This window comes from Ottowia thiooxydans DSM 14619 (assembly GCF_000422885.1).
Lineage (GTDB): Bacteria > Pseudomonadota > Gammaproteobacteria > Burkholderiales > Burkholderiaceae_C > Ottowia > Ottowia thiooxydans.
Window position 1 is genome coordinate 119064 of sequence record NZ_AUGX01000016.1, and the last position, 18357, is coordinate 137420.

Below are 18357 nucleotides of genomic sequence, written 5' to 3' on the forward strand. Positions count from 1 at the left end.
CGATTGGGTTCCACTGTTGACCTAGGGTGTGTTTCCCGCAAAACCTGGGGAATAAGCTGAGTAATGCCGGATGCAACCACTCATGTTGGTCACAATTCGGGTGTTTGCCATATACTGTTGTTTTATCCAGTAATAACATCTTCTGGAGTTAACAGGATACCCGGTATGAATATCCAGTTATCGTTACTCGCTGATGAGACTGTGGAGTTGGTGCGAGATGCCGAAGGCGGTATCAGGTACTACCCGGGCTGCGTGCCTGAACGCTTAGTCTCCGAGTGGTTTTCGGCCTTGGGACCCCTAATACCCTGGCGCAGCGATCGGCGCCCCATGTACGACCGCATCGTGGATGTACCGCGGTTGATGGCCAGCGCGTCCTTGAACGATCCTGATTGCCCACCTTGTATCAAAGCCGCGCTCGAGGCCGTGCAAACAGTGGCCCCGGCCCCTTACACCCGTGTAGGGCTCAATCTATACCGAGATGAGCACGACAGCGTGGCCATGCACAACGACCGTACAAACGATCTGATGGCCGGCTACCCCATCGCCATTTTTTCCCTTGGTGCCCCGCGAGATATGTTGATTCGCTCCAAGAAGGGGGGCCCTAGCCAGCGAATAACATTGGATCCGGGCAGCGTGCTCGTGATGAGCCATGCTTCGCAGCATACGCATGACCACGGTATTCCGAAGTGCTCCAAGGCCCAGGGACCCAGGATCAGCCTGGCATTTCGGGTTCGGACGGCGGCTTGAAAGGGGCCGTGCGTCCTAGGAGGCTGTCGGACTTGGAAATCGCCGGCTGCAAATGGGCCGCAGCGGTCCATTTTTCACGGTCTTTTTGACCCATAGCTGGGCTATGGGCCTGCAAATCCCGCGAAAACTGTCCTCGCTGGGGCCCATTTTCGCTATCGGCGCTCCAAGTCCGACAGCCTCCTAGCCAGCCATCGCCCGCAAACTGGCTTCAACGGCAGCGGCGGTAGCAAGGGGCTTTTCCATTGGAAAGAGATGCGTGCCTTCCATCATCATTACCCGCCCGCGAGAGATACGACGCGTGTGGTCCAGCCCACCCACTTGCTTCATTTCCGCAGATTGCAGCCCACCGATGAAGGATACCGGGCAGCGAAGGGGATGCGCCCTCAGCAGCGCCCCAATGTTGTGCGGCAGCGTGTCATAAATGGCGGATTCAATCTCCCGATCAAAAGCCAATTGCCAGCGGCCGTCTGCATCTAACGTGCCGTGATCGACATAGTCATGTAGTACTTGTGGGTCCCATGAGGCAAAGATTTTCTTGCCACGGAAGTACTCATACACCGCTTCACGGTTGTCCCACTCATGGCGCCGCTTGCGGCTGATCAGGCTGGGCGAAAAGCGTTTCATCAGCGGAGTGAGCTTCGCCACACCCAGCGCGCCCGCTCGCCAACCGCCGAGCACGGGTGAATCCAGCAATAAAACGCCACGCGCCAGATCCGGGTGCCTGGCGGCGCACATCAAGCTCAGGATTCCGCCAAGTGAGTGGCCAACCAGCCAGGGTGCTTGGCCACCGTTGGCCTTGCGTTGGCTGGCGGCGAAGTCCGCCAGTTGTTGAACGAGATGAGGCCAGTTGTCGGTGACCGGGTATTTAGGGTCATGGCCGTATTTCTCGACCGCGCTCACGGTGAACCCGCGCGCCCGCAAACTGTCTAATACAACGCGATAAGTACTCGCGGGGAAGCTGTTTCCATGCGAGAAAACTAAAGAGAGCATGCGTTGAGTTCGGTTCAGTTCAGTTCAGTTCAGATCAGGCGCTCGTCCGCCGACGCAATTTTCTTCAAGGGCGGGTGGCGGGGTGAAGACACTCTGAGAGGAGTATCGGTTTGACCTCCATTCCATTGGGGGTCTTCTATGCTGTCAAACACTTCGCGCAAACGCTGACCCCATGAGTCGTGGAGCATCTTGAAGTAAGGGTTTTCGTAGTCAATGCAAACTATGCGATCCGTTTTTAGTTGATCTGCTTCGTACACCACCAAATCAAGCGGCAGGCCTACGGAGAGGTTTGATTTGAGCGTGGAGTCCATGGACACCAGCGCACATTTGGCCGCTTCCTCAAGAGGTGTGTCCGGGGTAATGACCCGATCAAGCACCGGCTTCCCATACTTGGATTCACCGATCTGGAAGTAGGGCGTTTCTGCGGTGGCTTCTATGAAGTTTCCCGCTGAATAAACCAGGAACAGGCGCATGCCTTCTCCGGCGATTTGGCCACCAAAAATCAGTGATACGTTGAACTCCAGTCCCGCCTTGCGCAACTCAGCCCCATCTCGCTGACTGACGTGCCGCACGGCGCTTCCCAGAACACGCGCTGCGTCGAACATGCTCCGAGCGTTCCAGATCGAAATGCCTTCACCCGTTTCAGCGTCCTTGACCTGTTCATTCTGGAGAATTTCCCGCACAGATTGCGAGATGGAGAGGTTGCCCGCCGAAAGCATCACCATGAAGCGATCGCCTGGGCGTTCATAGATCAGCATCTTGCGAAAGGTACTGATCGCATCCACGCCGGCGTTGGTGCGGGAGTCAGAAAGAAATACCAGGCCGGCGTTGGTCTTGATGGCGCAGCAATATGTCATGAGCGATGAGGCGTCCAGGGCGTGTACACACTAAAACCACCCCCGCGTGAGGTTCCGGCAACCCGCACGCGGCATTGCAACTCCTCGCCGGGCGTGCATTTAGTGGTGAGCAGGCCCTAGTTACGCGGCGGTAGCCAGTTTTTTGAGGGAATAAAGGGCATCGAGCGCTTCACGCGGGCTCAGTGCATCGGGATTAATCTTGTCAAGTGCTGATTCTACGGCGCTAGCCAGAGTGGGGGCTGCAAGTGGGGGCGGGGCAAACAAATCTATCTGTGCGCGGCTTTGACTGGCGCCGTCTTCCAGCGCTGTCAATGCGTGGCGGGCATGGTTGAGTACCGCCAGTGGCACGCCGGCCAGGCGCGCCACTTCCAGCCCATAGCTGCGATTGGCAGGGCCGGGCTGGATTTCATGCAGAAAAACGATCTCGGCGCCGGTTTCGGCCGCGCTCACGTGCACATTCACTGCTGCGTGGTGCGTGGCGGGAAACTCAGTCAACTCGAAGTAATGGGTCGCAAATAACGAGAACGATTGCGTCCGGTCATGTAGATGCGCCGCAATACCAGTAGCCAGCGCCAGCCCATCAAAAGTGCTGGTCCCTCGGCCAATCTCGTCCATCAGCACGAGCGATGCACGCGTGGCGCTATGCAAGATCTGAGCGGCTTCCGTCATCTCCAACATGAACGTCGATTGCGCGTTGGCGAGATCGTCAGCCGCCCCTATGCGCGTGTGAATAGCATCAATGGGCCCCAGGCGACAGCTTTCCGCCGGCACGTGGCTGCCCATGGAGGCCAGCAATACGATCAGTGCTACCTGGCGCATATAGGTGCTCTTACCACCCATGTTGGGGCCAGTGATCACCTGCATACGCCCTTTGAAACCGAGCAAGGTGTCGTTGGGAATAAACGGCGTGCCGGTGGTTTCCTTCAGCCGTGCTTCGACCACCGGATGGCGACCGCCGCGAATTTCTATACAGGGTTCGCGCACGAACTGGGGCGCGCACCAGCCCAGGGTGAGAGATCGTTCGGCCAACGCGCATAGCGCATCCAGGCCCGCAATAGCCCTGCCAAAGCGAGTCAGGCGGGGAACGTGCGCTTGCAATTCGGCCAGGAGGTGCTCATAAAGCCACTTCTCGCGTGCCAGTGCCCGCTCCTGCGCGGAGAGTGCCTTGTCTTCAAAGCTCTTCAGCTCCGGTGTGATGAAGCGCTCAGCGTTCTTGAGCGTTTGCCTGCGCCGGTAATCTGCAGGCACCTTCGCTGCCTGGCCTTGCGTGACTTCAATGTAAAAGCCATGCACTCTGTTGAACTGCACGCGCAGGTTTGCAATGCCTGTACGCTGACGCTCCCGCGCTTCCAACTCGAGCAGGAAGGCATCGCAGTTGCTGGAGATGGCGCGCAGTTCATCCAGCTCTGCATCCAGCCCTGCTGCGATCACGCCTCCGTCTCGGATCATGGCGGATGGCTCGTCCAGGAGCGCAAGCTGAAGCAGCCCTGCGGCATCGGTGGGAGGTTCCAGATCAGCCGATATTTGGTTCAAAAGCCCTTCTGCTCCGGCAGGAACCAGGCTCAGCAGGTCTCGGTTCTGAATCGCGTTTCGCAGCGCGACCAATTCACGCGGACGGACTTGATTGAGCGCCAAGCGTGCGGTGATCCGCTCTACATCGCTCGTGCCTTTCAACCGGGCACGCAGCCTTTGCCATGAACCATCAGATTGGAGAGCCGCAATGGCGCCGTGGCGGGCGCTGGCTTGTCCGCGATCACGCGCGGGAGCCAGCAGCCAGCTTTTAAGCATGCGGCTACCCATGCCGGTCATGCAGGAATCCAGCAGGGAAAACAGCGTTGGCGCGTCTTCACCACGCAGCGTTTGCACCAACTCAAGGTTTCGGCGTGTGGTTTGGGGCAGATCTATGAGTTCATCCGGGCGCTCCACGCGCAGCCCGCGCACGTGAGGAAGCGAGCGGCCCTGGGTATGTTCGGCGTAAGTGAGCAGCGCGGCGGCGGCAGCGTGAGCTTGAGGCAGTTCCTCGGCGCTCCAGGCGGCAAGATTCGCAGTCTGAAGTTGCTCGGTCAGTTTGCGGCGCCCTAGTTGGGCGTCAAACTGCCAAGCAGGTCGGTAGGTCAGGGCAGGGGGGCGGCCACTCGCCAGGCGTAAGCCTTTTAACCGTTGCTCAAAAGCAGGCGTCAGGTCACTGGCCGCTAGAAGCTCGCTGGGTGAAATGCGATCCAGCCAGCCGGCCAATTCGTCTGGAGAGCATTCGGCCAGATGCACCTCACCCTGCGTGACTGCTAGCCAAGCCAGGCCGCAACGATTGCGTGCGCCTGGATGAACTGCCAGCAAGACTGATTCGCTTTTTTCGGGAAGCAGCTCAGTGTCGGTCAGCGTTCCAGGGGTGACCACTCGCACCACCTTCCGCTCCACCGGGCCTTTCGAAGTCGCTGGATCACCGATTTGCTCGCAAATAGCGACCGACTCACCCATTTTGATCAGGCGCGCCAGATAGCCTTCGACCGAATGAAACGGCACCCCCGCCATCGCAATCGGTTGACCGGCCGATTGCCCCCGCTGAGTCAGCGTGATGTCCAGAAGCTCGGCAACCCGCTCCGCGTCGGTATAGAACATCTCATAGAAATCGCCCATGCGATAGAACAGCAGCGTGTCCGGATAGTCCGACTTGAGAGTCAGATATTGCTGCATCATGGGCGTATGGCCCGACAGGTCGGGTTTGCCTACCTCCTGATTGGTCTGGAGGTCTTTCTGTAGTCCCTTGGTCATCAATGCTTGGGTGTGGAATAGAGCTTGCTGGGCGAACGTGTGATTGTCGCTGATGGGCTGGGTTGCAAGTGTTTGATTCGTGCAGCGTGATTGAGCGCCTGATCTCGCGTAGGGAGGAGACGACGCTTGGATAGTGGCTTGAAATTAAAAAATCGGATCTGACCCCAGTTTCTCGGCAAGCTTGGACATAAGGCCGCTTGGACCCGTGGGCTGTTCGTCAGCAACAGCGGCTTCACCGAGGACGGCCTTGCCGCCTTCGGCAAGGGGAAGCGTATCGTCTGCATGGATAGCGTCGATCTCTACAAGACTCTGAGCCGTGAGTTGCCGCTTAACCACGTCTTTGAAAGCAAGGTGCGCAGTGCCGCTGAGACCGGCATGCCGTTCGCTCGCGTGCGCGATCTTTTTCCAATATAGATGACCGGAGAGATTTATGGCTAGTTCGCTGATCGAAAAAATTTTGCAGACACCCGCGGGGGCGGCGGAGGCTCGCGTTGTGCCCTCATTACGGGCGCCGATGGCTTCCGACATAGTCGTCTGGCCAATCAAAGTTACGGATTTATGGAGTTCAAGCCGAGCAACGCGGCGGCAGTCACAAAAAAATTGAGGGACCCATCGCTTCACATCGGACAGATCGATGTCCATCCGCACGACCGCCCGGTGAGTATCGATTGGGACTTGCAGCCTGGCGACACCCTTGCCGAGGCCGAGTTTGGCAAGGTTATGAAGACGATGAGAACTCTCACCAGTTTTTTAGATGGTTCGTGCCGTTCGAAGCGACTGCTCCAACGAAGCTGGCGTCCCCGTCGAGGGCGACGCCTGCGGGTTGAATGCTGGGTCGAGACAGGGCGCCTGGGTTGGTTTCAAAGCGAGAGATGGAAGGTTCCGTGGACTTTGCTTCCCGACAAAGTCGAGAGTCAATTCGTGAGGCTGTCGGGTTTTAAGTAAACTTCATTGAGGAAGACAATGCCCGCATCAGAAGTTCTTTTTAAGCCAAATTCTGGTGATGAATTCATTAGAAGCTGCAGCGGCTTGGCCCACAGCGATCGCGAGATCCTCGGCCATCGTTCAAACCGCGGTCATAGGCCTGCACTCGATCTACCGGCCGGGCTTCAAGCTAGCCAAGGCCGGCGTGATGTTGCTCGATCTCGCGCCGGCCAGCCGCGAGCAGTTTGAGCTCGATCTTGGCGAGCAGGAGTCGGAGCGGGGCCGAGGCCGGCTGATGCAGGCGCTCGATGCGGTCAAGGACCGTTGGGGAAGAGGCGTGCTGAAGGTCGCAAGCGTGAAGGTGGACGCGGCGCCGCAGGCTTGCCGCATGAAGGAGGACCGCAAATCACCAGATTACACGACATCTTGGGATGACCTGCCCACCCTGAGGGCCTGACCCATGGTCGACCGTATCCAAGTGCGAGAATATGGGCAAAAAGGGAGACTCGCCATGGCACAGCATCAGTATCCGGTCGAGGTCCAATCCGACTTCTTGGAAAAGATCACTCGCGCAAAGCCAGTGCAGGCCTTAGCGGAACTCATTTGGAATGGCCTCGACGCAGACGCTGGCCGAGTTTCAGTCTCGTTTGAGAACAACGAGATGGACACCTTGTCGGAAGTCATCATCCGAGACGATGGCAACGGCATTCCAAGGGCAAGCGCACCGGAGTTTTTTCGACGCCTAGGCGGTTCATGGAAGAAGCCGGGAGGTTCGACTGAAACTGGAAGGTTCTTGCACGGTCAAGAGGGAAGGGGGCGCTTCAAGGCGTTCGCCATCGGGACCCGTGCTGAATGGGCTGTCACATACAAACGCGACGAGAAGCTTTGGAAATATTCGATCACGATGTCGGCCAACGACATCCGTCATGTGAATATCTCAGATGAAGTTGAAGTCGTAAAACCGACCGATGCCGGCGTCACGTTGACGATCTCCGATCCACACAAGGACTTTCGCTCCTTTGTCAGCGACACCGGCATCCATGTTTTGGCCGAAGTGTTCGCCCTCTATTTGGCCGACTATTCTGATGTGAACGTGACCATTGGCGGCCGTCGCATTGATCCGGCCCAAATGATCGCCAGTAGGAAGGCCTTCAATCTGACCGACATTGAAGCAGTTGGGAAGACACATCCCGTCCGGCTCGAAATCGTCGAGTGGAAAGGCTTGTCCAATCGGGCCCTGTTTCTTTGCAATGAGAAGCGGTTTCCTCTCGTGCAGGTCGATCGCCGTTTTCACATCGGCGATTTCCAATTCACTGCGTATCTCGAATCCTCCTATTTGACGGTTGCTCAGACAGAGGGGACCGTGGACCTCGCGGAGATGCAGACGCCCGTCGTGGCGGCGATCGACGAGGCACAGAAGACGATCAAGGATTACTTCCGTCAGCGTTCCGCGATGGAGGCCCGCAGCTATGTGGAGGAATGGAAGACGGAGAATGTGTATCCCTTTGTTGGCGACCCGACCACGCGCGTGGAAGAAGTCGAGCGGCAAGTGTTCGAGATCGTTGCCGTCAGCGTTGCCAAGAACCTACCGGAGTTCGGCAGTTCTGCCCCGCAACACAAGTCGTTCCAGCTTCGGATGCTTAGGCAGGCAATCGAAAAAAGCCCCGAGGAGCTGCAAGTCATCTTGAACGAAGTTCTGCGGCTCCCCAAGCGTCAGCAAGAGGAGCTTGCTGAGTTGCTGCGGGACGTGTCGCTGTCGTCGATCATCAGCTCCGCCAAGATCGTGGCGGATCGATTGAAGTTTTTGACCGGCATCGAAGCGGTGCTGTTCGATCCCGAGCCAAAGAAGCGGCTCAAAGAGCGCACCCAGTTGCACCGCATCGTCGCTCAAAATTGCTGGATGTTTGGCGAGGACTTCATGCTGTCGGTCGATGATCAATCGCTGACGGAAGTCTTGCGGTCTCACAAGAAAATCCTCGGCGAAGATATCGTCATCGACGCCCCGGTCAAGCATGTCTCGCAAGAGCGCGGCATCGTGGATTTGATGCTGTCCCGATCGACACGGCGGCACAACTCGGATTCGATCACTCATTTGGTGGTCGAGTTGAAGGCGCCGAAGGTCAAGGTCAACACAGACGAGATATCGCAAATCGAGGGCTACGCCGCCTCAGTCATGGATGACCAGCGGTTTCGCAACGTCAAGGTGTCATGGGTGTTCTGGGTCATCAGCGACGATGTCGGCCCGCACGCGAAGTTCCGCATGACGGACGAGTCGGGACTGATTCACAAGAAGGACAATGTCTGCATCTTTGTTAAAACTTGGGGCCAGGTGCTGTCGGAGAACAGAAGCCGCATGAAATTCTTCCAAGAGCGGCTCGAATATCAAGCCGACAAAGGCGCCTCTCTCAAACATCTGCAAGACCACTATGCCAAATACTTGGAAGGTGTTTTTGATGCAGGACCTGTTGAGGCCGTTCCGGCCAGCGGAGAAGAAGTCGCTGTGGCGAAGTGAACGCCTCGCCGATTTGGGCAACTGACAGTGCGATTTGCTGGCAGTTATAGTTCCACCCGAACGCAAGTTCCCCTGCTTCAACCCCCTGAGCTGTGCCATCCAAGATGATTCGAAATCTACCCGCCACACGGCCGGTGGATTTGTTTTTCGCCCTCAGCCTTCGAGGGAAGAGAAGTCGAGCCCCTCAATCAACAAGGAGAGATCAAGGCCGTTCTTCTTGCAGAACTTTCTGAGATCGCTCCAAATGGGCCAGCCGGACTTAGCCTCCGCGATCCCAATCATCTGGACGCCGAAGTCGTTTTTATCGTTGTCGAATACAAAGCCTGCGTTGTCCAAAATCGAGAGGCATTCGCGCAGTTCGTCAGGCGCGAGCCGAGTGGCTTGCTTGATATCTGCGATGGAGCAATCAAGATCGGCGCTGAATTGGCCGTCCTCGCCACGCTTCACGAGAATCGAGAAGAGCTCCCGGCTTGGAAGCGGAATTTTGCTGATCTTGTCGATGAGCTTGACCAGCTCCGCAAGCGACTCGGCAAGTTCGTCGTCTGAGAGGTTCCATTTGAGCGTCTGATTGATCTTGTTCAGATTCTGTGGAGCCCGCGCCGTGGTCAGCGTGGTGTGGTCCGTGACCGACATCAGCATGGTGCCCACGACATCGGAGAATTTCTTCTCGTGCTCTACCTTGATGCGGACCATGGCATCGACGGGGAACTTGCCCACGTTGTTGGTCTCGACATGGTGGTCGTAGCACATGAGGACAAGGTTCGCGGGCGCGCGACGCTGCTCGTTGGTCTGCTTCTTGTTGAACCGTTCTCCGCCTGGCTCGGCCGCTTCGATATGGCATATCTGGCCTACGAAGACGCCCTTGATGTTGAACAAGGATTTCTTGCATCCGGTGAACGCGCAACGGTTTCCGGATTTGAGATAGAGCTCGCGAAGGGTTTCTCGCGTGGGCGCCAAGCGCTTGGGGACTTCGGGTGTGGCCATGGGCGGATTCGATGTTGTTCTTCGCACCATTTTGCCCGCTGCGACTTTAGCCATTTGCCTCGCGTTGGCGCATGGCATGATCGTTAACCATGACCAAACGCTTGTTGCTCGTGGATTTGGAGAAGGTTCACAAGATCGACCTCTCCCTGCTCGACGAGACCTATCGGGCGATCGTTTACGTTGGCGCCAAGCAGAACCCGCCGAAGGCCGCCTCGAAGAAGACCACGGCCCATCGCTTCCAACTGGTGGACTTCCAGAAGATCGAAGGCACGGGCAAGAACGCGTTGGACTTCCACATCGCGTTCCAGCTCGGACGCGTGATCCAGACCGAGCCCGGCACGGAGTGCATTGTGCTGTCGGCAGACAAGGGCTTCGATCCGCTGCTGGCCCATTTGAACAAGAACGGCCTCGCTTGCCGGCGGGTGAATGCCATGGCGGATTTGGTCCCGTAGGCCGAGCCATTGATCGAGGCGGACGACCCCGAGCGGACCGTATGCCCGAGGTGCTACAAGCCCAGCACCATCGAACACCACGGTGGCCGCTGGTGCTCAAACTGCGGTTGCTTCGCTGTGCGTCCCGATCCGAGCCGCTTGCCGTCGGCGTCCCTTGCCAATCAATCGACCCGCAGCTCGCTATTGATGGACTGATTGGAGAAGGAGCGGTATCTGCGAAACCTGCTGGTCTGCGGCTGGTGCCACCAGCAGAAGGACATGTCCACGGGCATCTACGACGATGGTGAGTGGATGTGCGGCGACTGAGTGTCTGACTACGCGACGTAGCCACTCTGCCAAGTTTTCAGCGTTGAGCTCCGCCAAGAATGCTTTGGGAGCAAAACTTGGCGCCACATGCACCAGAGAGGGCGTTCTCGAGAGAAAAGCGGTCTATCGAGCTGCGAATTTGGTAGCCAAGTTGCCGCCAAGTTTTGTGTTTTTCGTGAAGAATCCAGTATCCATGCGGGATGCAGAGCCTAGCGCGGATGATGCTGCACCATGGGCATGGGCGTATACCCCGATTGGTCGGGTTTGCCAGCCTCCTGATTGGTCTGGAGGTCTTTCTGTAGTCCCTTGGTCACATCAATGCTTGGGTTTGGAATAAAGCTTGCTGGGCGAACGTGTAAATGTCGCTGATGGGCTGGGTTGCAAGTGTTTGGTTCCATGCGGTGTGATTGAGCGCCTTATCCCCTAGGGGAGGGAGGAAGACTATCCTTGGATAGTGCTTGCAATTGCAAAAACGGGATCTGACGCCGTTTTTCTTTCCTCTGTCAGGCGCTACTAGAACGTTTTGCTGTGGAAATTTGATAAAGATTTAAAAATCGTAGTCAGACAGCGATTGCGAGGAAAAATCCAAATTTGCCAAAATTTTAAATAAATGATTGAATCGTAGTATGGCTACGACTAGAAGAAGCAAGTTAAACGCGCTCTATACACGCCTGCCTCCGGGCGCTCCGATTACTTCGGAAGACTTGGCAGGTCTTGGCATCTCCGCCGACCTGGCGGTGCACTACGTGCGTGCTGGCTGGCTCACGCGCCTGATGCGCGGGGTGTTCTGTCGTCCCAACGACACCCTGGCCCTGCATCCGAGTCTGCTGGTGTTGCAGCGCCGCTTTGAGGGCCTGCACGTGGGAGGTAAGTCGGCGTTGGACTGGTATGGGGTGCGTCAGTATGTAGCGCAGCAACCAGTGCTGCAGCTTTACGGCTGGACGGCTGGACATCTGCCGGAATGGTTTACAGAGCGATTTCCGGCCGAGTACCACCGAAAGCGGTTATTCAATGAGCAGCCGAGAGCGTTGTTGCATGTGGGACAGTTCGAGAAGCGCAGCGAGGCGCCACAGGTATCGGCGCCGGAGCGCGCGCTGCTGGAATTATTGAGCGAAGTGGGTGTACGTCAGCCGCTGCAGGAGGCCCGCGAGTTGGTGGAGAGCGCCTATAACCTGCGCGCCGACGTGCTGCGCGATCTGCTACAGCGCTGCACGAGTGTCAAGACTGTGCGCCTGTGCCTTCAACTGGGCCGCGAGGCTGCGTTGCCATGGGTGGACAAGCTCGACCCGGCCACGCTGCCGACGGGTAGCGGTCGGTCCTGGGTATCTCGATCGGCCGATGGTCTGCTGGTACTCAAGGCATGAACCAGACCTATCTCGATACCGCGCGACTACTGACCCAGGTTGCGCCGCTCGTGTTCGCTGACGACACCTTCGCATTGAAGGGGGGAACTGCGATCAACCTCTTCGTACGTGACATGCCACGCTTGTCGGTGGACCTCGATCTAGTCTTTCCGGATCACACGCTGCCGCGCGACGAAGCGCTCGCGCGCATCAATGAGGCCGTGCGGCAGGCAGCCGAGCGACTGAATAAGCGGGGCTTTCAGGCGCACGCGCCGGCAGCAGCAGCGGGTGAGACCAAGCTGCTGGTGCGTCGCGGTCCTGTTCAGGTCAAGATCGAAGTGAATTTTGTGATGCGAGGCACAGTGTTACCAGTGAGGCAGGCCACGCTTACGCCGACTGCGCGCGATGTGCTGATGGCTGACCTGGAGATTCCAGTCGTCTCGATGGAGGACGTGTATGGCGGCAAGCTGGTCGCGGCGTTGGATCGGCAGCATCCGCGTGACCTATTCGATGTGATGCAACTCTTCGCGCGCGATGGCATTACCCCCGGTATCCGGCGAGCCTTCGTGGTTTACTTGGCCAGTAGCAACCGGCCGGTGCATGAGGTGTTGTTTCCGCCATTGCGCGACATCCGGCACGATTTCGAGCACAACTTCCAGGGAATGACGGCAGAGCCGGTGCCGTTGGATGCATTGCTGGCAACCCGCGAGCGCTTGGTGCGTGAGATTCAGCAAGGGCTGGATGAGAAGGAGCGGAATTTCTTGCTGTCGCTCGTCTCAGGTATTCCTGAGTGTGCGCAGTTGAGCATCCCGCATTTGGAGCACCTGCCAGGCGTGAGGTGGAAGGTCCAGAACTTGGCACAGTTGAAGAAGACCAATCCGAAGAAATTCGCCGAGCAGGCCGAAGTGCTTGCTACGCGGTTATTCGCTATCGCACCGAGCGAGGACGAACCACCGACGAAGGACTGAGTATGAATGTCCTGTTTTTTCCGAAGGAGCGCACGAGCCTCCTTCGCCAATCGTATTGCCGATGGTTCACGCCTCCCAGTCAAACCGATATCGCGATCGTTGACCGGCTGATTGCTCTCAATGAGTCCGTGTGATGTCCAGTAGCTCAGCCATCCGCTCGGTATTGGCAGAGAACATCTCATAAAAATCGCCCATGCGATAGAACAGCAGCGCGTCCGGATAGCCCGACTTTAGAGTCAGATATTGCTGCATCATGGGCGTATGCCTCGACAGGTCGGGTTCGCCTAACTCCTGATTGGTTTGGAGGCCTTTCAGTAGTCTTTTGGTCGTGGAATAGAGCTTGCTGGGTGAAAGTGTTATTTTTTCTGATGGACTGGGTGGCAGTGTTTGATCAAGTGCGGTGGGGTTGAACGTCTGATCTTGCGCAGGGGAGGGTGGAAGGGGATCCTTTGATAGTGTCTTGCAATTGCAAAAAATGAGATCTGATCCTGGTTAATCTGCGGCTGTGTTCGTCGTCGTCCTCATGGACCACTACTCGGGTGGCTTCTCCGCCTGAGGCTGATGATTACGCGGACTTGCGGCCCTTCGAATTGCGCAGTCTCGTCGCGCCGCGGCTGACGCGCAACGCGGGATCCTGATCGGTCTCCGTTTTCGCCAGGTGCTCTCGCAGCTTCTCTCCCTCGGTGAGGTTGTGCGCTTCGGCATGAGCGCCAGCCTCGTCGGAACGGCCCGCTAGGATGGCCTCAACTAACGGACGGTGCTGCTCCAGGATGGCCTCCGGGCTTTCGACCAAAGCGTCGCTTGAACGAATGCACATTCGGATCTGGCGTTCGATAGTTTCGTACTGCAGCTTAAGCCTCGAATGGCCCGAAAGCTCGATCAACGCTTTGTGCAAGGCGAAGTCCGCTTCTGCGATTTCTTCCTTATCGCCTCGTGAACATGCATCGCGAAGTGTGATCCACGCCGCACCAAGCGCCGAGCTCTTGTCGACGCTCAGCGTTTGCACGACCAGCTTGGCGGCTAGTCGCTCCAGTCCCGAGCGAAGCGTGTAGAGCTCCCAGACGTCAGCGGCACTCAGGGTGGCCACTGTCCAGCCCGTGTAGGGAATTAACGAAGTCAGGCCCTCTTTGGCGAGTTGGTGGAGAGCTGCCCGCGCGGAGGCGCGGGAAAGCTGCAGCTCAGCTGCAAGCTGGGCTTCGGTAATTCGGCTGCCTGGCGAGATGCGCCCACTGACAATCGCCTCGCGCAGTGCTTCTGCAGCCTGGATTTCGACCGGAACCTTGTTGATGGGATGGATGCCGATGACACTCATTGTGCGCCCTGATTTTGGTTTATAAGATTATTGTCGCCAATTGTGTGGATTATGGCTGACTCCAGATGCAGTCGAGCTACACATGCTAAATCACCAGAAAATTTCATCTCATGAGGGTAATTACCAAATACATCATGGTCGACAATCACCAATAATGTGTCCCATGACACTAATCAAGAACAGCGACAAACTTACCGCTTGTGGTGACGCCGCGCTGCGCGGTCTGGCCCTGGAAATTGCCGAGGAAAGCGTTGAGTTCGCCAACCCTGGCAACGCGGTTCGCCGGCAAGTGCGGCTGGAAGGGCGTCGACTTGTAGTGGGTGCCACTAGCTTCGAGCTCGGGGTTGGGCGTGTCTTCGTGATTGGTGCAGGAAAGGCCACGTTTCCCATAGCGAAAGCGCTTGAGGAAGTGCTCGGTGAGTTCCTATACCGGGGCCTGGTGGTCTGCAAGCACGGGCAGGAGGGCAGTCTCGAGCGCATTGAAATGCTGCAAGCCGCGCACCCGTTGCCCGACGCCAATTCGGTGGATGGCGCCCGCAAGACGGTGGAACTGCTGCGAGAAGTTCGCGCCGAAGACATGGTGATTGCCTGCTTCACCGGGGGCTCGTCGTCTCTCTTTGTTCTGCCAGCAGGCGACATAGGGCTGGACGATAAGGCGCGGGCGAGTGAGCTCCTGCTGACCTGCGGCGCAAACATCGTTGAGATCAATGACGTGAGGAAGCACTTGAGTATTGTCAAGGGCGGTCGTCTCGTTCGTAACCTACCGCGCGGAACGCGCTTGTTGAACCTAACCGTGTCAGACGTGATTGGAGATGCGCTCGACTACATCACGGATCCCTCGTACCCTGACGAGTCCACCTTCGCGAGTGCGGCTGCAGTGCTCTCCAAGTACGAACTCTGGGGCCGCATGCCGCACTCCGTCGTCGCGCACCTGCGCCGTGCCGCGCCGGAGCAGGAAACCGCCACCGCGCAGCAACTCGCACACCTCGAACGCACGGACGTGCTGTTGCTTAGCGCCGACGCTGCCTGTCGTGCCGCTGCCGACGCGGCGCGCGCCAGAGGCTTCACTCCCGTGCTGCTCTCAACGCTGTTCGAAGGCGACAGCGGCATGCTGGGCAAGAACTTCGTCGCCATCGCCAAGCAGATCATGCGCGACGGCCATCCAGTGATGCCGCCGTGCGCACTCATTGGTGGCGGGGAGACGACGGTGATCACCAACGGTGCGCGTGGACGCGGTGGTCCCAATCAGGAATTCGCAGTCGCAGCAGCACTTGACCTGCACGAGCACCCAGGCATCGTCGTGCTCGGCATCGACACTGACGGGACAGACGGCCCCACTCCATACGCGGGCGGCCTTGCCGATGCCGAAACGCTGAATGTGGCTGCTGCCAGGGGCATCGATCTGCATGCGGCATTGCGTATGCACGACGTTTCCACGGCGCTCCATGCTATCGACCACCACATAGTGACGGGAAACACCGGCACGAACGTCAACGACCTCAAGCTCGCGCTCATCGCCGCCCAGCCCACGGAATCCTCTCAATCTCGTTCCTGAGACCATCACCCTAAACCGGAGTTCACCATGCCGAAACTCAATCTCATGCGTCTGATTACGGCCGTCGGCCTGGCAGGCGTTGTCAATTTCGCCCACGCCCAAGAGAAGCTGTCTGTTCGCCTGGACTTTTCCCCGTGGGGTATTCACGCCGCCATGCACCTCGCCAAGGAGAAGGGTTGGTTCAAGGAGGCTGGACTCGATGTGGACGTCCAGGACGGCCGAGGGTCGGGCAACACGCTCCAACTGGTCAATTCTGGTCAGGCTGACGTGGGGCAGATTCAGCTGGGTTTGCTGCCGCAGGCGCGTGCCAATGGTGCCACCGTGGTCGGCATCGCCGGCTTTGGTCGTCGCACCGACCTGGGCGTTCTGGTAGACCGTAACTCATCCATCAAGAAGGCAGCAGACTTTAACGGCAAGACGGTGGCCGTGTTCGCCGCGAGCCCTTGGGCGCCGCTGATTGATTACTGGTTGAAGCTGGGGGGTCTTGATCGACAGAAGGTTAACGTGATGTTCGTCGACCCGTCGGCACTCTGGGGTATCTATACCAACGGGCGTGCCGACGGCCTGATGTCCACGCAGCCTTCCGCCGTTCCTGTAGCGGAAGCGAACAGGCCCTCCCGCGCTGTGCTGGCCGAGGACGTCGGAATCGCATTTCCGGGCTACGGCCTCATCGCCACCGAGAAGACAGTCCAGGCACGCAAGCAGGCGCTCAAGGCGTTGGTCGGCGTCCAGCGCAAGGCGTGGGATTACATCCGTGCAGGCAACCTCGACGAAGCCACGGCAGCAATCATGAGGCAGCGTCCTGACGTCAAGCTCGATCGTACCGTCGTCCGCGAGCAGATCAAGCAGTCGATTGAGTTCTTCGACACCCCGGCGACCAAAGGAAAGCCTAACGGCTGGCAGGCCGAAGAGGACTGGAACAAGGCGCTCAAGGTGATGGAAGCCGCAGGCGCGATCAAGGCCGGCTGGAAGACTGCCGACTACTACACCAACGAATTCGTGCAGTGAGCGAGACCACGATGCTGACCAGGGTTGAACCACCAGTGCGAGTTGTCGAATCGTCTTCCGCGGCAGAAGCGCACATCCGCGTCGATCACGTCGACAAAATCTACAAGTCCGACCACGGCCCCGTGCATGCGTTGCAGGACATCTCGCTGGATATCAAGCGCGGCGAGTTCGTCTCAATCCTCGGGCCCAGCGGTTGCGGCAAGTCCACTTTGCTTAAGTGCATGACCGGGCTTGAGGGCATCAGCAGCGGAAACATGCGAATCGCCGGCAAGCGGCTCGATGGCCCGCCTCTGAATACCGGGATGGTCTTCCAGCGCGACGTACTGCTCGACTGGCGAAGCATCCTCGACAACGTCCTGATCACCGCTGAATTCCAGGGGTGCAAGACTCCCGAAATGCGCGCCCGCGCCATGAAACTACTTGATCGCTTCGGCCTAGTCGGCTTTGAGGACCGGCATCCGTGGGAGCTTTCGGGCGGCATGCGCCAGCGTGCGTCGATCTGTCGCGCGCTGCTGACCGATCCCGAACTGTTGATGATGGACGAGCCGTTCGGTGCGCTCGATGCTATGACGCGGGAGGATCTGAACTTGGAACTGGCACGCATTTGGCAGGAAACCCGCAAGACGGTTGTGTTCATCACACATAGCATTTCGGAGGCGATTTTCCTCTCGGATCGCGTCGTCATGATGGATCGCAACCCGGGTCGAATCGTGGAAATCATCGACATTGACCTACCGAGGCCGCGCCAGCTTTCAGTGCGCGAAACGGCAGACTTCGGGCGCTACAGCAGCCACATCCGCCAGATCTTCGCCAGCCTCGGCATCCTCAAGGAGTAACGCTATGTCACGCACCACTGCCCACCTCAAGGAGGCGGGAACTATCCTACTGGTGATCGCCGGCGCCATGCTGACTTGGGAGGTGCTCGTGCACGCATTCTCCCTCAAGCCGATCATTCTCCCCGCCCCGTCGCGAATCTGGACGGAGTTCCTGCAAACGCCCGCCTACTTCTTCAAGGAGTCGGCCCAGACTTTGGTGACCACCATGGCCGGGTTCGTCGCCGCCGTGGTCCTGGGGCTAGCGCTGGCCATCGGGATCGTCCACTCGAAGTTCCTCGAGCGTACCGTGTACACGCTGCTGGTCGCGCTGAATAGCGTACCGAAGGTAGCGCTTGCGCCCCTGTTCGTAATCTGGATGGGCACTGGTATCGAACCCAAGATCGCCATTGCAGTGCTGCTAGCTATTTTCTCGATCGTGATCGACGGGGTACTGGGCTTGCGATCGGTCGATCCGGACATGCTGCACTTGGCGCGAATCTCTAGGGCTTCCAAGCTCAGCGTGTTGCTGAAAATCCGGCTGCCCAACGCGCTACCCAGCATCTTTGCGGGCCTGAAGGTCGCCATCTCTTTCGCGCTCGTTGGCGCCATCGTTGGCGAATTCGTCGCCGGCTCAGGCGGTCTGGGCTTCGCGATCCTAATGGCCCAAGGGCAGTTTGACACGCTGCGGGTCTTCGTCTGCCTCATCCTGCTCGGATTGTTGGGCACGGGCCTTTTCTACGTCATCGAAGTGCTAGAGCGGCTCGCGCTGCCCTGGCACGTTTCCCAGCGCGGCCACGTCGGCGCAGGTCACTAAA

General features: G+C 58.2%; 17 protein-coding genes. 10 read left to right on the forward strand and 7 right to left on the reverse strand.

The features are described 5' to 3' along the window. The first annotated feature begins 165 nt into the window (after window positions 1-165). A complete protein-coding gene (locus G518_RS35390; RefSeq protein WP_051236793.1) occupies window positions 166-747 on the forward strand; it encodes an alpha-ketoglutarate-dependent dioxygenase AlkB in 582 nt (193 codons plus the stop codon). A 180-nt stretch (window positions 748-927) separates the two neighbouring features. On the opposite strand, the gene G518_RS0115785 is transcribed toward G518_RS35390, so the two are convergent. The 4 genes from G518_RS0115785 to G518_RS39980 form a co-directional block, all read right to left on the reverse strand. Next, the gene (locus G518_RS0115785) at window positions 928-1737 is read right to left on the reverse strand and encodes an alpha/beta fold hydrolase (RefSeq protein WP_028603381.1); all 810 of its coding nucleotides are present in this window, start codon (window positions 1735-1737) and stop codon (window positions 928-930) included. A 29-nt stretch (window positions 1738-1766) separates the two neighbouring features. Next, entirely contained in the window at window positions 1767-2594 is an 828-nt protein-coding gene (locus tag G518_RS0115790) for a proteasome-type protease (protein ID WP_028603382.1), read from the reverse strand. A 120-nt stretch (window positions 2595-2714) separates the two neighbouring features. Beyond that, window positions 2715-5363, reverse strand: a complete 2649-nt coding sequence (gene mutS, locus G518_RS0115795; protein ID WP_051236795.1) for a DNA mismatch repair protein MutS — start codon at window positions 5361-5363, stop codon at window positions 2715-2717. 144 nt (window positions 5364-5507) lie between these two features. Further along, entirely contained in the window at window positions 5508-6005 is a 498-nt protein-coding gene (locus G518_RS39980; protein ID WP_156909417.1) for a hypothetical protein, read from the reverse strand. Between the two features lie 361 nt (window positions 6006-6366). On the opposite strand from G518_RS39980, the gene G518_RS0115810 reads away from it, so the two are divergent. Continuing rightward, window positions 6367-6744, forward strand: a complete 378-nt coding sequence (locus tag G518_RS0115810) for a DUF4113 domain-containing protein (RefSeq protein ID WP_028603386.1) — start codon at window positions 6367-6369, stop codon at window positions 6742-6744. Between the two features lie 54 nt (window positions 6745-6798). Next, complete coding sequence (locus G518_RS35395) at window positions 6799-8799, forward strand: ATP-binding protein (RefSeq protein WP_051236797.1); 2001 nt, start codon at window positions 6799-6801, stop codon at window positions 8797-8799. Between the two features lie 153 nt (window positions 8800-8952). Here G518_RS35395 and G518_RS0115820 read toward each other — a convergent pair whose 3' ends face one another. After that, a complete protein-coding gene (locus G518_RS0115820) occupies window positions 8953-9783 on the reverse strand; it encodes a hypothetical protein (protein ID WP_028603387.1) in 831 nt (276 codons plus the stop codon). 89 nt (window positions 9784-9872) lie between these two features. On the opposite strand from G518_RS0115820, the gene G518_RS38540 reads away from it, so the two are divergent. The 3 genes from G518_RS38540 to G518_RS0115835 all read left to right on the forward strand — a co-directional run bounded on the left by G518_RS38540 (window position 9873) and on the right by G518_RS0115835 (window position 12852). Beyond that, entirely contained in the window at window positions 9873-10235 is a 363-nt protein-coding gene (locus tag G518_RS38540; RefSeq protein WP_028603388.1) for a PIN domain-containing protein, read from the forward strand. A 932-nt stretch (window positions 10236-11167) separates the two neighbouring features. Then, complete coding sequence (locus tag G518_RS0115830) at window positions 11168-11905, forward strand: type IV toxin-antitoxin system AbiEi family antitoxin (protein WP_028603389.1); 738 nt, start codon at window positions 11168-11170, stop codon at window positions 11903-11905. Next, complete coding sequence (locus G518_RS0115835) at window positions 11902-12852, forward strand: nucleotidyl transferase AbiEii/AbiGii toxin family protein (RefSeq protein WP_028603390.1); 951 nt, start codon at window positions 11902-11904, stop codon at window positions 12850-12852. The genes G518_RS0115830 and G518_RS0115835 overlap by 4 nt, the downstream gene beginning before the upstream one ends. A gap of 117 nt (window positions 12853-12969) precedes the next feature. On the opposite strand, the gene G518_RS39355 is transcribed toward G518_RS0115835, so the two are convergent. Together G518_RS39355 and G518_RS35405 are read right to left on the reverse strand one after the other, a co-directional pair. Then, complete coding sequence (locus G518_RS39355) at window positions 12970-13107, reverse strand: MutS N-terminal domain-containing protein (RefSeq protein WP_084651870.1); 138 nt, start codon at window positions 13105-13107, stop codon at window positions 12970-12972. Between the two features lie 310 nt (window positions 13108-13417). Beyond that, window positions 13418-14164, reverse strand: coding sequence for a GntR family transcriptional regulator (locus G518_RS35405; protein WP_051236799.1), 747 nt, complete (start codon window positions 14162-14164; stop codon window positions 13418-13420). Between the two features lie 163 nt (window positions 14165-14327). On the opposite strand from G518_RS35405, the gene G518_RS35410 reads away from it, so the two are divergent. Genes G518_RS35410 through G518_RS35415 form a run of 4 tightly spaced genes read left to right on the forward strand, consistent with a single transcriptional unit; the run spans window position 14328 to window position 18356 of the window. Beyond that, entirely contained in the window at window positions 14328-15719 is a 1392-nt protein-coding gene (locus G518_RS35410) for a glycerate kinase type-2 family protein (protein WP_051236801.1), read from the forward strand. Between the two features lie 27 nt (window positions 15720-15746). Further along, complete coding sequence (locus G518_RS0115855; RefSeq protein WP_028603392.1) at window positions 15747-16727, forward strand: ABC transporter substrate-binding protein; 981 nt, start codon at window positions 15747-15749, stop codon at window positions 16725-16727. Next, the gene (locus tag G518_RS0115860) at window positions 16724-17563 is read left to right on the forward strand and encodes an ABC transporter ATP-binding protein (protein WP_245597981.1); all 840 of its coding nucleotides are present in this window, start codon (window positions 16724-16726) and stop codon (window positions 17561-17563) included. Before G518_RS0115855 ends, G518_RS0115860 begins: the two co-directional genes overlap by 4 nt. A gap of 4 nt (window positions 17564-17567) precedes the next feature. Then, window positions 17568-18356 carry an ABC transporter permease gene (locus G518_RS35415; RefSeq protein ID WP_036594882.1) on the forward strand — a complete coding sequence of 263 codons (789 nt, stop codon included), beginning with the start codon at window positions 17568-17570 and terminating at the stop codon, window positions 18354-18356. Window position 18357: the final 1 nt, after the last annotated feature.

What these genes read in the sequence shown, in the direction of transcription:
- G518_RS0115790 (WP_028603382.1), bottom strand. Translation starts at nt 2,594, where the DNA reads ATGACATATTGCTGCGCCATCAAGACCAACGCCGGCCTGGTATTTCTT.
- G518_RS0115830 (WP_028603389.1), top strand. Translation starts at nt 11,168, where the DNA reads ATGGCTACGACTAGAAGAAGCAAGTTAAACGCGCTCTATACACGCCTG.
- G518_RS38540 (WP_028603388.1), top strand. Translation starts at nt 9,873, where the DNA reads ATGACCAAACGCTTGTTGCTCGTGGATTTGGAGAAGGTTCACAAGATC.
- G518_RS0115835 (WP_028603390.1), top strand. Translation starts at nt 11,902, where the DNA reads ATGAACCAGACCTATCTCGATACCGCGCGACTACTGACCCAGGTTGCG.
- G518_RS35405 (WP_051236799.1), bottom strand. Translation starts at nt 14,164, where the DNA reads ATGAGTGTCATCGGCATCCATCCCATCAACAAGGTTCCGGTCGAAATC.
- G518_RS0115785 (WP_028603381.1), bottom strand. Translation starts at nt 1,737, where the DNA reads ATGCTCTCTTTAGTTTTCTCGCATGGAAACAGCTTCCCCGCGAGTACT.
- mutS (WP_051236795.1), bottom strand. Translation starts at nt 5,363, where the DNA reads ATGACCAAGGGACTACAGAAAGACCTCCAGACCAATCAGGAGGTAGGC.
- G518_RS35415 (WP_036594882.1), top strand. Translation starts at nt 17,568, where the DNA reads ATGTCACGCACCACTGCCCACCTCAAGGAGGCGGGAACTATCCTACTG.
- G518_RS35410 (WP_051236801.1), top strand. Translation starts at nt 14,328, where the DNA reads ATGACACTAATCAAGAACAGCGACAAACTTACCGCTTGTGGTGACGCC.
- G518_RS39355 (WP_084651870.1), bottom strand. Translation starts at nt 13,107, where the DNA reads ATGATGCAGCAATATCTGACTCTAAAGTCGGGCTATCCGGACGCGCTG.
- G518_RS35390 (WP_051236793.1), top strand. Translation starts at nt 166, where the DNA reads ATGAATATCCAGTTATCGTTACTCGCTGATGAGACTGTGGAGTTGGTG.
- G518_RS35395 (WP_051236797.1), top strand. Translation starts at nt 6,799, where the DNA reads ATGGCACAGCATCAGTATCCGGTCGAGGTCCAATCCGACTTCTTGGAA.
- G518_RS39980 (WP_156909417.1), bottom strand. Translation starts at nt 6,005, where the DNA reads ATGGACATCGATCTGTCCGATGTGAAGCGATGGGTCCCTCAATTTTTT.
- G518_RS0115810 (WP_028603386.1), top strand. Translation starts at nt 6,367, where the DNA reads ATGAATTCATTAGAAGCTGCAGCGGCTTGGCCCACAGCGATCGCGAGA.
- G518_RS0115855 (WP_028603392.1), top strand. Translation starts at nt 15,747, where the DNA reads ATGCCGAAACTCAATCTCATGCGTCTGATTACGGCCGTCGGCCTGGCA.
- G518_RS0115820 (WP_028603387.1), bottom strand. Translation starts at nt 9,783, where the DNA reads ATGGCCACACCCGAAGTCCCCAAGCGCTTGGCGCCCACGCGAGAAACC.